General features: G+C 70.2%; 12 protein-coding genes. 6 read left to right on the top strand and 6 right to left on the bottom strand.

Annotated elements, in window-relative coordinates:
* Window positions 1–197: 197 nt before the first annotated feature.
* From ACFU5M_RS20210 to ACFU5M_RS20195, 4 genes are all read left to right on the top strand, one after another.
* Window positions 198–656, top strand: a complete 459-nt coding sequence (locus ACFU5M_RS20210; protein ID WP_379051300.1) for a hypothetical protein — start codon at window positions 198–200, stop codon at window positions 654–656.
* Complete coding sequence (locus tag ACFU5M_RS20205; protein ID WP_379051298.1) at window positions 653–970, top strand: hypothetical protein; 318 nt, start codon at window positions 653–655, stop codon at window positions 968–970. Before ACFU5M_RS20210 ends, ACFU5M_RS20205 begins: the two co-directional genes overlap by 4 nt.
* Before the next feature lie 300 nt (window positions 971–1,270).
* Window positions 1,271–2,206 carry a glycosyltransferase family 9 protein gene (locus ACFU5M_RS20200; RefSeq protein WP_379051296.1) on the top strand — a complete coding sequence of 312 codons (936 nt, stop codon included), beginning with the start codon at window positions 1,271–1,273 and terminating at the stop codon, window positions 2,204–2,206.
* Window positions 2,207–2,258: 52 nt separating this feature from the next.
* Complete coding sequence (locus ACFU5M_RS20195; protein WP_379051293.1) at window positions 2,259–3,764, top strand: FAD-dependent oxidoreductase; 1,506 nt, start codon at window positions 2,259–2,261, stop codon at window positions 3,762–3,764.
* A 36-nt stretch (window positions 3,765–3,800) separates the two neighbouring features.
* Here ACFU5M_RS20195 and ACFU5M_RS20190 read toward each other — a convergent pair whose 3' ends face one another.
* From ACFU5M_RS20190 to ACFU5M_RS20170, 5 genes are all read right to left on the bottom strand, one after another.
* Window positions 3,801–4,328, bottom strand: coding sequence for an AAA family ATPase (locus ACFU5M_RS20190; protein ID WP_379051291.1), 528 nt, complete (start codon window positions 4,326–4,328; stop codon window positions 3,801–3,803).
* Window positions 4,329–4,381: 53 nt separating this feature from the next.
* Window positions 4,382–5,242, bottom strand: a complete 861-nt coding sequence (locus ACFU5M_RS20185; protein ID WP_379051289.1) for an SDR family oxidoreductase — start codon at window positions 5,240–5,242, stop codon at window positions 4,382–4,384.
* A 35-nt stretch (window positions 5,243–5,277) separates the two neighbouring features.
* The gene (locus tag ACFU5M_RS20180; protein ID WP_379051287.1) at window positions 5,278–6,315 is read right to left on the bottom strand and encodes a PP2C family protein-serine/threonine phosphatase; all 1,038 of its coding nucleotides are present in this window, start codon (window positions 6,313–6,315) and stop codon (window positions 5,278–5,280) included.
* Between the two features lie 286 nt (window positions 6,316–6,601).
* The gene (locus ACFU5M_RS20175; RefSeq protein ID WP_379051284.1) at window positions 6,602–7,642 is read right to left on the bottom strand and encodes an AraC family transcriptional regulator; all 1,041 of its coding nucleotides are present in this window, start codon (window positions 7,640–7,642) and stop codon (window positions 6,602–6,604) included.
* A 159-nt stretch (window positions 7,643–7,801) separates the two neighbouring features.
* On the bottom strand, window positions 7,802–8,446 hold the full coding sequence (locus ACFU5M_RS20170) for a pentapeptide repeat-containing protein (RefSeq protein ID WP_379051281.1): 645 nt from the start codon (window positions 8,444–8,446) through the stop codon (window positions 7,802–7,804).
* Window positions 8,447–8,729: 283 nt separating this feature from the next.
* On the opposite strand from ACFU5M_RS20170, the gene ACFU5M_RS20165 reads away from it, so the two are divergent.
* Complete coding sequence (locus ACFU5M_RS20165; RefSeq protein ID WP_379051279.1) at window positions 8,730–9,536, top strand: NmrA family NAD(P)-binding protein; 807 nt, start codon at window positions 8,730–8,732, stop codon at window positions 9,534–9,536.
* A gap of 377 nt (window positions 9,537–9,913) precedes the next feature.
* Here the strand turns inward: ACFU5M_RS20165 and ACFU5M_RS20160 are convergent, their stop codons facing one another.
* Window positions 9,914–13,099 (bottom strand): carboxyl transferase domain-containing protein, encoded by a 3,186-nt coding sequence (locus ACFU5M_RS20160; RefSeq protein ID WP_379051342.1) that lies wholly within the window; start codon window positions 13,097–13,099, stop codon window positions 9,914–9,916.
* A 56-nt stretch (window positions 13,100–13,155) separates the two neighbouring features.
* Here ACFU5M_RS20160 and ACFU5M_RS20155 point away from each other — a divergent pair, with 56 nt between their 5' ends.
* On the top strand, window positions 13,156–13,764 hold the full coding sequence (locus ACFU5M_RS20155) for a TetR/AcrR family transcriptional regulator (RefSeq protein ID WP_379051277.1): 609 nt from the start codon (window positions 13,156–13,158) through the stop codon (window positions 13,762–13,764).
* Window positions 13,765–13,888: the final 124 nt, after the last annotated feature.

The raw sequence follows: 13,888 nt of genomic DNA, 5'->3' as shown, positions 1-13,888 counted from the left end.
CGCTCACCGCCGCCGGGTACGGCTTCGCGGGTTGGGCGGTGATCGCGGGCGTCGTCAGCGGCGTCTGCGTCATCGCGGGCATCCTCGTGATCATCGCCGAGCATCGCCGGATCAAAGCGCGAGAAGGCAAGCGGCTGCGGGACGCCGCCGGGCACTGATCGCTCGTAGACGCGGCTTTGACCCTCCAGGAGAAAAGAATGACAAACCAGCCCAACCGGCCCTTGGGCCGCCGCGCGCTGCTCATCAGCGCGCTGGCGGCGGGCTCGGTGCTCACGGCGTGTTCGGCCGACGACAGCGATCCGGCCGCGGACACCCCCGCCCCGGCGACCGTCTCGATCACCATGCCGGGGCCGTCGAGTTCGCAGGTGCCCGACACCGACCAGATCACGCCGGAGGCCGCCGCGCAGCTGTGCGACATGATGCGCGCCGACATCGACACCTGGCGTGGCCAGGGCCCGACGGTCGCCAAAGTGACATTCAACGGCACCGTGCACAACTGGGCAGCCCGCAACGGCGGCCTGAACGATGTGGTCGTCACCGATCGCGGCACGATCGACACCGTCACCACGCAGAATTGCCCCGATGTCCGCGAACAGGCGGTGCAGGCGCTGGACGTGCCGGACCTGGCCTCGGCTCTGGCGGGGGTCGGGCGATGAGCGCCGCGGGCCGCATGGGCATAGCCGCGCTCGCCGCGCTGGCACTCTGCGCGGGAGGATGCGGCGACGAGCCGGCGAAGATCGTGAACAAGGGCGGTGACACACCGTGCAACGAATTCGTCGCCCAGGATGCCGACAAGCAGCGCATCACCACCGAGAAGTTCCTCGAGCAGGAACGCGAGGGTGATGGTACGCCCGACGCCGGCACCGTCGATGCCGCGATCGCGGCGATCAAGCTGATGTGCGCGGCACAGGCCAATCCGGATACCCCGATCCGCAAGGCGGATATCACCGGCATCTTCGTGCCGAAATAGCGGAGGGTTTCGAACCGGGCGGACCGGGCATCTCCGGAGGTAGCAAGGACCGCTCGTCCGATTCCGGAATGCCGCTCCCGCCGTGGTGTCCAGGCGCCGAACCCAGTGGGAGCACCGCCGTCATCCGTGCGTTCTCCCTCGACAACGGCGTCGAGGTTGCACCCGGCGGCGGCTTCGAGCCCCGATCGCGGTGTATTCGCGATACGACTCGAAGTTCTGTGGCACACCCGCCCCGGGCCGCCGACGATGTCGGCCCGGGCGGCGGGGTCGTGCCGTTGCGCCGAAGTGGAGGCTTTTTCCGTGACTGTGTTGCTCGCGCTGCGCGCGCACGGGCTGCGGGAGCTGCTGACCGCGGTTCCCGCCTTGCGCGCGTTACACGACGTCCGTCCGCGACACCGGCTCGTCCTCGCCGCGCCGGGATGGCTGCGTCCCGTGGTAGAACTGGCCGATTGCGTCGACGAACTCCATGCGACCCCGATGGCGGGCTGCCTGCGTTGGAACGCTTCGCCGCCGGCCTTCGCGGTCAATCTGCACGACGCCGGGGCCGACAGCATACGCGCGCTGCTGGCGACCGACCCCGAACAGACGATCACCTTCCGCCACAAAGACTTTCCCCAGTTGCCGGGCGCGCTGTGCGAGCCGGGCCTGCACGAGACCGTGCGATGGTGCCGGTTGCTGGAATGGGCGGGTATCGCGGCCGACCCGGCTCGGCTGGACCTCACACCGCCACCGGAGAGCACCGGCGAGCGCCGCTGGATCGTGGTCTATCCGGGCGGGTCGCCCGCTCGGCGCTGGCCCGCCGAACGGTTCGCGGCGGTAGCGGCCGGGCTGCGCGAGTGGGGGTATCCGGTGCGTGTCGTCGGCAGCGCGGCGGACCGTCCGCTCGCACGCGGCGTGGCCGAAGCGGCCGGATTGCCCGAAACCAGTGTGCTGGCAGGCGAACTCACGCTGCGGCAACTGGCCGTCACGGTGGCCGACGCCGCCCTCGTGCTCAGTGGTGACACCGGTGTGGGGCATCTGGCCACGGCATTCGGCACTCCGTCGGTGCTCGTCTTCGGCCCGGATTCGCCCACGGTGTGGGGACCGCCGCCGGAACGGATGGCTCATGTCGCCTTGTGGGCCGGACACGTCGGCGATCCCCGCTCCGACGCGCCCGCGCCCGGGTTGGCGATGATCAGCGCCGCCGAAGTGCTCGCCGCCGCGGATCGGCAGCTCAGCAGTCAGGTGCGGGTATGACGCGGACGCGGCGCGCGCGTTTCATGCCGCCGAGACCGGCTATCTCGGGCTTATGACGTCCCTATGGTTGCACGGCGCGCAGGTTCCGGCGCGGTTGCGGTTGACGCCGGGATCGCGCTTCGACACGGTGGTGATCGGCGGTGGGCTCACCGGACTGGTGACCGCATTGCTGCTGGTCGAGAACGGCGTCGAGGTGGCCGTGGTCGAAGGCAAGCGCGTCGGCGCGGGAACGACCGGCGCGACCACCGGTAAAGTCAGCTTGTTGCAGGGTACGCGTGCCCAGCAGATCGCCCGGCACCACTCCGATGACGTGCTGCGCGATTACGTGGCGGCCAATCGCGAAGGGCAGGAGTGGCTACTGCGTTTCTGCGCCGCCCACGACGTCACCGTCGAACGTGCCGCGGCGTTGACCTACGCGCAGACCGACGACGAGATGTCCGCCGTGCGAGCGGAATACGCCGCGACACAGAAGGCGGGTCTGCCCACCGAACTGGTCTTCGACCTGGATGTCCCCTTCCCGGCGCACGGCGCGGTCCGCTTGGCCGATCAGGCACAACTCGACCCGATGGCGCTGCTGGCCGCCCTCGCGGCCGACGTGGAATCGCACGGCGCGCCGATCTACGAATCCACCTCGGTCCGCGGCGTGCACCACGGTGGCCGCGGCGAGCTCATCGTCTCCACCGAGCACGGTGACCTCGGCGCGCGCCGGGTGGTGCTGGCCACCGGGACGCCGATCCTCGATCGCGGCGGGTTCTTCGCCCGCCTCACCGCGCAGCGCTCCTATCTGACGGCGTTCCGCCTGGATCGGCCTGCGCCGCGGGACATGTACATCAGTGCGGGCAGTCCGACTCGCTCCCTGCGTCGCGCGCAGGGGCCGGACGGCGAGCTCTTGCTGGTCGGCGGCAACGGCCATGTCGTCGGCCGCGGTGGATCGACCCGCGAGAAAGTGGAGGATCTGGTGAGCTGGGCGCGAACCTGGTTCCCCGGCGCCGAAACGACGCACCGGTGGTCCGCTCAGGACTACTCCCCCGTCGGTGAACTTCCCTACGTGGGCCCCGTGCTGCCGGGTCAGAACGACATCCAGCTGGCCACCGGCTACGCCAAATGGGGCCTGACCAATGGTGTCGCCGCGGCCATCGCGCTGGCCGGACGGTTCACCGAAGGGCCGCCCCGATGGGCGGGCGCGCTGGCGAGCTGGCGCCCGGACGAGCTCAAGGCGCTACCGGCGGCCACGAAGATCAACAGTGCCGTGGCGCAAAAACTGTCCGCGGGCTGGCTTCGGGTCGCGACGCAGCACGACGGCGCGGCTCCGGCCGAAGGTTGCGCAACGGTACTGCGCGAGGGCCTGCACCCGACCGCCGTCTGCACGGTGGACGGCGTCACCCAACGGGTCTCCGCGGTATGCCCGCACCTGTACGGCATCGTCAACTGGAACGACGCCGAACGCACCTGGGACTGTCCGCTGCACGGCTCGCGTTTCGCCGCCGACGGCACGCTGATCGAAGGACCGGCCACCAGTTCGCTCACTCCGCTGCAGGTGCCGCGCGACACCGAGTGAACGGACGGTCCGCCGGAATCCGATCCGGGGCCGGCGTCAGTTCGTCAGAGGTTCGGCCTCGGCCAGGATTCGATCGACCGTCTGCTCGACCGTCAGTTCCGAGGTGTCCAGCCAGAATCCGATCCTGGGAGTGCTCTCGCGCAGCACCGTGTCCAGCTCCGATACGGTGAATTCGGTGTAGGCGTCCTTGTCTCGCCCGGCCTCCCGCGCGACGACCGCCTCGGGGCGCGGCGCGAGCACGACGACATACAGCGGCCGCGTGACGACGAGATCCGCCAGCCAGGGCAGGAAGTCGCCGAGCACGACGTCTTGCAGGACGGCTGTGAACCCGGATTCGGCGTAGGCGTCGGCGGTCGCGGCGGCCAAGCTGTAGCGCAACCTCAGCTGGGCCAGCGCCTCGGGCGAGGGATCGGCGCTCATCTCCGCCCGCCCGCGGACGACGAAGCGGCGGAACACGTCTCCGCGCACGTGCGCCGAGCGTGGCAGCCGTTCGGCCAGCGCCTGCGCGACGGTGGATTTGCCCGCGGCTTGGATTCCGGTGATCAGATAGACAGCCGATGCCATGACCACGATCATGGCGAGCCGCGGCTCGACCGTGGCAGGCGGCCCCACCGCGTTCAGTTCGCGGCGGCGCCTGCCTTCTGCGCGACATAGCGGTTCATCGCCCAGTTCAATCCCCGCATCGCGACGTTGTACCCGGGCGGGAAGTAGCGCTGCGCCCAGAAGCCCACCCGGATGTCGGGTGAGGTGAACACCAGGTAGCGGTTGCGCTCGACGCCGCGCACGATCGAGCGCGCCGCCGCCTCCGGTGTAACGGCGTGCCGCATGAACAGCGCGACTGCCCGCTGCACCGCTTCGGCCGTGCGGTCGACGCCCGCGATGTCGACGCTGTCCACCATGGGCGTTGCCATCGCACCAGGACACACCAGGCTCACGCCGATGCGGTGGCGCGCCAAGTCGAAGCGCAGCACCTCCGATACCCCGCGCAGGCCGAACTTGCTCGCGCTGTAGGGCGCGTGCCACGGCAGGCCGAACAGGCCCGCAGCCGAGGACACGTTCACCAGGTGGCCGCCGCGCCCGGCCGCGATCATCGGCGGAACGAACGCTTCGATCACGTGGATCGGGCCCATCAGGTCGATGTCGATGGTGCGCCGCCATTGGCTGTGCGTCAGCCGGTCGACAGTGCCCCAAGTGGCGATGCCGGCCACGTTCATGACGATGTCGACGCTGCCGACCGCGTCGTGCACCCGCGCCGCCAGTGCGACCACCTGGTCGTAGTCACTGACATCGGCCGCCTCGGCCAGGTGCACGGTCGCGCCCGCGGCGCGCGCGTCGGCGGTGGTCCGCGCCAAGCCCTCCGCGGCGATGTCGGTCAGCACGAGCGCGGCGCCCTCAGCCGCCGCCGCGAGTGCCGTACTGCGACCGAGACCGCTGGCCGCCCCGGTGATCAGGCAGATCCTGCCGGCGAACTTCGTCATAGTGGACGACCATACGCAACCATGAACATCGCTGTCTATGGAACCGCTGGACGGCTCTCCCCTGGAACAGGCGCCAGCGCGACCGTGATGTTGTCCCCGCCGCCGCAGCGCAACGCGAACTCCGCGAGCGCGCGGGCAGCCGCCTCGGGCGACGCCCCCGCCACCTGCCCGGCCAGTGCGGACGGGGAAGGAGCGTAGTTCCACAGTCCGTCCGAGCACAGCAGCAGCATGCCGGGCCCCGAGACACGGACCGTCCGTACGCAGTTGTCCGCCCACGGCTTCGGCGGGCTGTCCGCGCCGAGCCAGCGGATCAGCGTGTGCGCCCGGGGGTCGGCCATCGCCGCACGCTCGTCCATCGCGCCCGCGTCGACCAGCGCCTGCGCCCACGAGTCGTCGACGGTCAACCGTTGGGCCTGCTCGTCGCCCGAGCGGCCGCCTCGGTCGGCAGGCAACCAATAGGCTCGGCTGTCACCGACATTGGCCACGGTGATCTCGGTTTCCTCGCCATGATGAGCGACGACGGCGGACACGTAGGTGCACGAGGGCGCCGGGCCGTCGGGAACGTCGACATCGCGGACCGCCTGCACCGCGGCCGTCAGCCCGGCCATGATCGCCTCGGCCGCGGGCGCTCCGGTGACGAGGGCGCCGGCGGTGGCGCCGACGCCGGCGCGAACCGCCGCACCCGAAGCCACCTGTGGCCGCGACGAGGTCGACACGCCGTCGCTGACCGCGATCACGACGGTGGTGGCCGTCCCGCCCGCCAGGCCTTCGAGCACCCCGGCCGCGACGGCGTCCTCGTTGCGCGCGTGGACGATGCCGCGATCGGTGAGCACCGCGACCGCGCCGAGATCGGTGTCGAAGCGATCCGGCGCCGTCCGGGACCGACCGCATCGCGCGCAGTGCCCCTCCGCGTCGAATCGGTCTCCCCCGCAATCGACGCACGGCGCCGGATCCTCAGCGGGCAGCGCGACGTACCGATAACCCAGTTCCAGACCGCAGGACGGGCAGCGCCCGCCGTTCAGTCCGACTGCCGAGCATCCCGCACAGCGTAGGTCGGCACCTTCATCGCTCATCGGTTCGCTCCCCCGGCCGACGGTGCCGCGAACGCGGCATGCTCCGGAAGTCGTTGACCCAACCGTAACCACAGTGGCTCGTTGCTGGTGCGAACTTCCACACCCTCCTCCTTCATCTCCCCGGCAGGCCGACTCCGATCGCGATAGTACGGGAGCACCGCGGGCTTCCGTCCCAGAGCTGGAGCGACCCGCCCACTGCCAGGTGGCACGTTAGCCGACAGTCTGCCGCGTCCTCGCGGCACGGCATGCCCCGCCGGATGGTTCACCCGGTCCGCACCGGTGCCGCTCAGACCAACTCGGGCGCGCGATGCGAGCGCCGCCCCCGCCAGCGAAACGTCTGCGGAGGACAGCCCTGCCAGCGGCGGAAGGCGCGGATGAAGGAGGCCGCCTCCGCGTAACCGAGCCGGGCGGCGACCTGTTCGGTGGTCATATCGGTGTGCGCGAGCAGCACCTCCGACATGGTCCGGCGCACCTCGTCCAGCAGTGCCCGGAACGAGGTGCCTTCCTCGTGCAGCCGCCGCGACAGCGTGCGCGAACTCATATACAGCCCGAGGGCGACCGTCGACTGATCGGGGATCTCACCCGGTGTGCGGACCAGGCGGTCGCGTACCGCCGCCGCGACGCCGGTGCGCGTGCGGTACCGGTCGAGCAGATCGCGGCACAGTTGCCCGCAATTGTCCCGTGCGGCGTCGTTCGCCGGAGGCAACGGCCGGTTCAGCAGACCGCGATCGAAGACCACCGCACTCACCGGCGCTCCGAATATCGGCACGACGCCGAAGATATCGCGGTACCGCCTGATGTCGCGCGGAAAGGCGTGCCGGAAGCTGACCTGCCGCACCGGCACACCGACGGAGAACAGCTCACGATCGAAGGCGGGCAACCCGGCCAGGGCCGCTTCGGCGAAGAACGCCCCCGTCCCGGGCGGAATATCCGAATCCTCGAACAACAGCCGCGCTTCGCCACCGGCTTCCTCGACGGTCAATCGCCCGAACGGCACCGTACGACCGACGCAGCACAACCCCACCTCGATCAGCTCGCGCAACGTCCGGCTGCCCAGCAGCGCGAGCCCCCATGGCCCGCGCGACCGCAGCTGGTGGCGGACCGCCGCCGCGAGGCCGAGGCCGGGCTCGTCGCCGAAGCGGGCGAGCACCGTGTGCACTATCCGCAGTTCGTCGTGCGCGGTGATCTCGACGGACGGGTCGTCCAGCTCGGCGGGCCCCAACGCCGTACCGGCCAGGCACTCGGCGGGCGCGATGCCCCGTTCTCCGGCGATGTGTACGAGAGCGCGCACGCCCGCGGTACTGCGGAGAGAATCCGGATCGGCCATGGCTCGCGTCCTCGATGAAGCGGAACTGCGCGGTATCGGCGCAATGTATCAATCGGGTGTCGCGCGCATCGGCGGTTCGCCGAAATGCCGGTGCGGCACCCGCTGGCGCACAATATTTTTGGCTGCCCGACCGGCAGCGGATCCGGTGCTCGCACGCGCTCAATCCCGCACGGCGATACCGATGGAACGCGCGAAGGCCGGCGCGAGGTCGATCAGCTGCAGACTGGTGACCGTCGCCCCGCTCAGGCTGTCGAGCCCCTCGGTGAAGTCGAGGGCGGTCGCGCCGCGCAGATCGACCTTCGCCAGCCGTGTCTTGCGCAACGACAGCCGGACCAGTGCCGAGCCAGGCACCGTGACGTCGGTCAGCGCGGCCTCGGCGAAGTCGCAGTCGCGCAGCACACAGTCGACGAAAGACACCTCGCGCAACCGGGTGCCGCGGAAGTTGACCGAGTCGAACTTGCAGCCTTCGAACCGCACCCGCCGCAGGTTCGCCCCCGCGAAGTCGACGCCGGACATCGCGCCCGACACCACCTCGCTGTCGAGCCATCCCGTGTCGGCCAGTTCGGTGCCCACCCAGCGGACGTGACGCAGCCACACATCGGTGAACCGGCTGTAGCGCAGACTTCCGCGGGTGAAGGTGATCGAGCTGAACGCCGACTCGCTGAACCGCGCGTGCCGCACATCGAGGTCATCGAGTTCACCACCGTCCACCCGCACGCAGTCGTAGTCACCTTCGGCCTCGAAGTCGCCATCCGGGGCGGTGAGGTACCGCGCGTAGGGCAGGTCGTCGAGTTCTCGCGCCATGCGCTCCTCCAGTTCGTCACGATGATCGGTCGGCGCCGAGTATTCCGGTGACCCACGACAAGTTCGCCGCCGATCGCTCGATCCCCCTGCGCTCCCCGACCGGAGGGCGCGCTCATCCGGAGACCGCCTCGCACCAGCCGATGTGGCTGATGTCCGCCGATACGAGGTTCCGGTATGCGCGAACTGTGCTCGGCGCTGCTGAATCCGATGGGAGAGCGGAGCCGACTTCTTTACCTCAACCCTTGTCGAGGTTATAGGGTCGCGCCCGGAAAGGAGTTTTCGGATGACGATATTGGTAACGGGCGCAACGGGTAACAGCGGACGGCAGGTGGTGGCCGAACTGCTGCGGCGGGGCCGTCCGGTGCGTGCCTTGACCCGTGATCCGCGGCGTGCGGCGGATCTGTTGCCCGCCGGTGCGCAGTTGGTGGCCGGCACGCACACCGAGCCGGCCACCCTCGATGCCGCTCTGGATGGTGTCAGCGGACTGCATATCACCGTGACGGCCGGAGTGGCCGAGACCGGACCCGAGTTGGTCCGCCGGGCGGTGGCCGCGGGTGTCGAGCGCATCACCATCCTGTGGGGCGGATACGTAGGCCCCGCGGAAACCGCGGTGGCTGAATCGGGTGTGGCCTGGACCAGGCTCGAGCCCCAGGAGTTCATGTCCAACGCACTCACCTGGGCCGAATCGATCCGCGCCGAGGACGTCGTGCGTGAACCCTTCGACTTCCCCAGTGCGGTTGTGCACGAAGCCGATCTGGGGGCGGTGGCGGCTACGGCCCTGCTCGAGGACGGGCATGCGGGCCGGGCCTACAACCTCAACGGGCCTCAGGCGCTGACCACGAGGGAACGGGTCGCGATGATCGCCGACGCGCGTGGCCGCGACATCGCCTTCGAACAAATCAGCGAAGAGCAGGCCATCGAGCGGCTTCAGCGGACAGGGGTGTCGAGGGCCGACGCCGAGTATGTCGTCGGCTGGTACGCCGATCCTCCGGAGCCGGCGCGGACTCCGGATGGCACCGTCGAACGGATACTGGGCCGGCCTGCCCGCACTTTCGCCGAGTGGGTGACCGAACACAAGGACCGATTCTGAGCGTTGCTCCGGGTATCCTCGCAGGGCGCCCGGAGACGGTGCGAGACAACCGGTCCGCACACCTGACGAAGATCTTCTGCCTGTCGCAGCGCGCCCGTTACCGCATGCGCGACGATCGCGCACCTGCTGGCGCAACGGAGCGAACTCGACGCTCCCGTCGCGCGCTACCGGCCGGAGTTCGCGGCGGCGGGCAAGGCCGACATCCCGGTGCGTTGACGGCATCGCCCGCCGCCTTACACCTACGGATCCGGCGCGAATCCAACAGCGGGTGATAGACCGGAGGATGCTGCGCCCGGAATTCGGAATCAGGGCGGCCCGAGCTTGCGCGGCCGCTCGGAAACGCCGGGCGTAGCGTCATCCGCCGCGTCCGCCGCAGGTCAGCGCAGTGTGCGTAGCCAGCGGCGGGTGTCGGCGGGGTCGATGACGTCGTCGACCTCGAGCACGGTGGCGGCGGTGAGGGCCTTACCGTTGGCGTAGGCGAGCTGGACCAGATTGTCGAAAGCCTCTTGACGCTGGACCGGATCATCGATCGCGGCCAGTTCCTTGGCGAACCCGAGGCGGACCGCGCCTTCGAGGCCCATGCCGCCGATCTCCCCGGTCGGCCAGGCGACGACGAACCGGGGTGCACGGAAGGAGCCGGCAGCCATGGCTTGAGCGCCGAGACCGTAACCCTTGCGCACGATGACGGTCCCCAGCGGCACCGTGAGCGCGGCGGAGTCGATGAACAGGCGGCTGAATTTCGTGACGGTGCCGTCCTTTTCCGCGTCCGGGCCGACCATGAAACCCGGTGTGTCGCACAAGGAGACGATCGGCAAACCGTGGGTGTCGCACAAGCGCAGGAACATGCTGAGCTTGTCCGCGGCGGGGGCGTCGATGGCGCCGCCGTGATGGTGGCAGTTGTTGGCGATCAAGCCGAACGGCCGTCCCTCGACCCGGATCAGTGCGGTGACGATCCCCACCGCCCAGTCACGGCGCAACTCCAGTACCGACCCGACATCCGCGACGGACTCGATGGCGGCGCGGATGTCGAACGCGCGCAACCGGTTCTCCGGGACCACATGGCGCGCCGAGCGCGGGTCCGGCGCGGTCCAGTCCTCGGTGTCGCCTTGGAAGTAGGCGAGATAGCGTCGGGCGGTGGCGACCGCTTCGGCCTCGTCGGCGGCGACGATGTGCACGACGCCGTTGCGACGCTGCACCTCGACGGGGCCGATGTCCTCCGGCGCGTACACGCCGAGTCCGCCGCCCTCGATCATGGCGGGACCGCCCATACCGATATTGGCGTCGGGGGTGGCGATCACGACGTCGCACATGCCGAGCAGGGCCGCGTTGCCCGCGAAGCAGCGTCCGGAGACGATGCCGATCAGCGGAACCCGGCCCGACAGCGCACCCATCGCCCGGAATGTGGTGACATCGAGGCCGGAGATGCCGGAGTAGTCCGTGTCGCCCGGCCTGCCGCCGCCGCCCTCGGTGAAGAAGACGACCGGGAGCCGTTGCTCGCGAGCGAGTTCGAGCATGCGATCGGTCTTGACATGGTTGCGCATGCCCTGGGTGCCCGCCAGCACCGTGTAGTCGTAGGACAGCACGACCGCACGGGACCGATCGGGACCGAACCGCTCGGCATCGATGGTCGCGATGCCCGCGATCAGCCCGTCTGCCGGGGTATTCGCGATCAGGTCCGCCTGGCTGCGGCGCAGGCGTTGCGCGGCGACCGCGAGCGCTCCGTACTCGACGAAGCTGTCCGCGTCGACCAGGTCGGCGATGTTCTCGCGCGCGGTGCGCCGCCCGAGCCGATGCCGCTTGGCGACCGCCTCCGGCCGGGATTCGTCCAGGCCGACGCGGTGGCGGGCGTCGACCTCGGCGAGATCGGCGCGGATCGAGTCCAAGTCGACCGCGGCCTGATCGACGACCGCGCCGTCGTGTTCGGCGGCGACGAAGGTCAGCAGCGGCGCATGCGGCTCGACGACCGCACCGAGCGCCACGATGTGGCGGCATACCCGCACGTCCTGCTCGGCACGCACCACGTGCTGCATCTTCATCGCTTCCAGCACCGCGACCTCGCCACCCGCCGCGACCAGGGCGCCGGGCTCCGGGAGAGCGACCACCGTCCCACCCATCGGCGACCGCACCGCTTGCTCGTCGTCGGCGAGCGTCACCTCGGCCGCCACGACGTCCTCCCCGATCGGCCCAGCGGGCAAGGCGGGGGCGAAATCTGCTGCGCGCCGCACCAATTCGTCGACCTGCTGCTCGAACCACGTCGTCGAGACGACGCGGCCCCGCGACAACTCCGCCAGGACCGCGCGCAGCACGGCGAGATTGGTGTCCACCCCGGTCACCACGGTCTCGGCCAGCGCGTCCGCGCATCGGCGCAGCGCGGCCGGATAGGACGGACCACAAGCGATGATCTTCGCCAGCAGGGAGTCGAAGCGCGCGTCCTGCCGCATCCCGGGAAACGCGGCGGTGTCGACCCGTACCGCGCCACCGGTCGGGGGTGCGAACCGGGTGAGCGTGCCCGCGCCGGGCAGCACGTCGCCGCCCGAGGTGACGGTCTCGGCGTTCAGGCGCGCCTGCACCGCGTAGCCGCGTGCGCATCCGGGCTCGGGCAGCGTGAGATCGGCCAGCGTGGCGCCACGGGCGAGATCGCACTGCACCGCGACCAGGTCGATTCCCATGACCGCCTCGGTGACGGTGTGCTCGACCTGCAATCGCGGGTTGACCTCGAGAAACCATGCCTCGTCGCCGCGCACGAGGAATTCGACGGTGAGGACCCCGCGACAACCGACGGATTCGGCGAGCCGGACGGCCCAGCCGTGCAACCGCTCGCGCAACGCGGCGAAGAGTTCGGGTGCGGGCCCGACCTCGAGCAGCTTCTGCTGTCGGCGCTGCACGCTGCAATCGCGATCACCGACGGCCGCCGCACCGCGGCCGTCCGCGACGATCTGGACTTCGATGTGGCGCGCGCCGGTGACCAGCGCCTCCGCGTAGATCCCGGAGTCACCGAATCCGGCCAGCGCCTCCGCGCGGCAGCGTTCGAGCACCTCGGGAAGGTGAGCCGCATCCCGCACCGCGCGCATACCGCGGCCTCCACCGCCCGCGGCGGCCTTCACCATCACCCCGCCGGGGTGTGCGGCGAGCAACGCCTCGACCGCGGCGATGTCCGCGCCGCGGCGGGTCGCCGGAATCACCGGGACGCCCGCTCGTTCGGCCGCCGCGCGTGCCGCGGTCTTGTCGCCGAAGACCTCGAGCGCTTCGGGTGCGGGACCGACGAACACCAAGTCCGCCGCCGCGCACGCGCGCGCGAATTCCGCACTCTCGCTGAGAAATCCGTAGCCCGGGTGTACCAGCGCTCCCGGGCCCGCCTTCCTGGCCGCAGCGACCACCGCCGTCACGTCGAGGTAAGCGGCGGCTCCGGCACCCGGCAACGGCACGGCGTCGTCGGCCAACCGGACATGGAGCGCGTCGTGTTCCTCGGCGGTGTGTACCGCAAGGGTCCGCCAGCCCTGTTCCCTGGCGGTGCGCAGCACGCGAACCGCTATCTCTCCCCTGTTGACCACAACGACCTGCATGCCGCCCAGTTTGATTGACATTGACGTCAACGTCAATATGCGGCACGATGATCGCCGTGACCCAGTCCACCTGGTCGGTGCGCGCCGCGCGGGAGCGTTCACACACCTCCCGGCACCGCGACCTGCTCGACGCCGCGGCCCGGGTCTTCGCCGAGCGCGGCTACGACAACACCACCGTCGCCGCGATCACCGCGGCGGCGGGCGTCTCCCGCGCCACGATGTACGTCTACTTCGCCTCGAAAGAGGAGATCTTCCTCGCGCTGGCCGAACGGGTTCGCGACGACTTCCTCGCCGCCCAGGAGCCGGGCATCGATGACGACGATCCGCGGACGATGTTGCGCGCCACCATCGAGTCCTTCGCCACCGCGGTGGCCGCGGCCGGGCCCCTGCTGCGGCTGATCGATGAGCGCGGGGCGGTGGATCCGAAGGTGGCCGCGCTGGCCGAGGAGATCACCGAGCGCCCGATCCGCCGCTTCGCCCGGTATCTCCAGCGTCAACTCGACGCGGGCCGCATCGTGCCGGCGGCGACCCCGCGAGTGATCGCGGAGACCATCGGCTACACCCTCACCGCGGGCGTCCTCGCCCGGCGGACCGCCGACGAATCCACCCGTGCCGAGTATCGAGCCGCCATGGAGAAGGTCGCCGAGACCCTGCTGGGTCTGTAGCCGAACGAAGACGCGCGAGACATCCCGTACCGGGCGCACCCGCCCTTTCGTCATAGAGCGCGGTGCCCGGCTCTGACGGAAAGAGCGCGAAACCCTATCCCCGTGCGTCCCGGCCGGACGAGCG

Origin of the sequence: Nocardia sp. NPDC057455 (genome assembly GCF_042802775.1) — a bacterium.
Lineage (GTDB): Bacteria > Actinomycetota > Actinomycetes > Mycobacteriales > Mycobacteriaceae > Nocardia.
Note: the sequence above shows the minus strand (reverse complement) of the source record. Positions and strands in the feature narration are given on the sequence as shown.

Coding starts and splice junctions, on each gene's coding strand:
- ACFU5M_RS20210 (WP_379051300.1), top strand. CDS start 198: ATGACAAACCAGCCCAACCGGCCCTTGGGCCGCCGCGCGCTGCTCATC.
- ACFU5M_RS20205 (WP_379051298.1), top strand. CDS start 653: ATGAGCGCCGCGGGCCGCATGGGCATAGCCGCGCTCGCCGCGCTGGCA.
- ACFU5M_RS20195 (WP_379051293.1), top strand. CDS start 2,259: ATGACGTCCCTATGGTTGCACGGCGCGCAGGTTCCGGCGCGGTTGCGG.
- ACFU5M_RS20190 (WP_379051291.1), bottom strand. CDS start 4,328: ATGGCATCGGCTGTCTATCTGATCACCGGAATCCAAGCCGCGGGCAAA.
- ACFU5M_RS20185 (WP_379051289.1), bottom strand. CDS start 5,242: ATGACGAAGTTCGCCGGCAGGATCTGCCTGATCACCGGGGCGGCCAGC.
- ACFU5M_RS20180 (WP_379051287.1), bottom strand. CDS start 6,315: ATGAGCGATGAAGGTGCCGACCTACGCTGTGCGGGATGCTCGGCAGTC.
- ACFU5M_RS20175 (WP_379051284.1), bottom strand. CDS start 7,642: ATGGCCGATCCGGATTCTCTCCGCAGTACCGCGGGCGTGCGCGCTCTC.
- ACFU5M_RS20170 (WP_379051281.1), bottom strand. CDS start 8,446: ATGGCGCGAGAACTCGACGACCTGCCCTACGCGCGGTACCTCACCGCC.
- ACFU5M_RS20165 (WP_379051279.1), top strand. CDS start 8,730: ATGACGATATTGGTAACGGGCGCAACGGGTAACAGCGGACGGCAGGTG.
- ACFU5M_RS20160 (WP_379051342.1), bottom strand. CDS start 13,099: ATGCAGGTCGTTGTGGTCAACAGGGGAGAGATAGCGGTTCGCGTGCTG.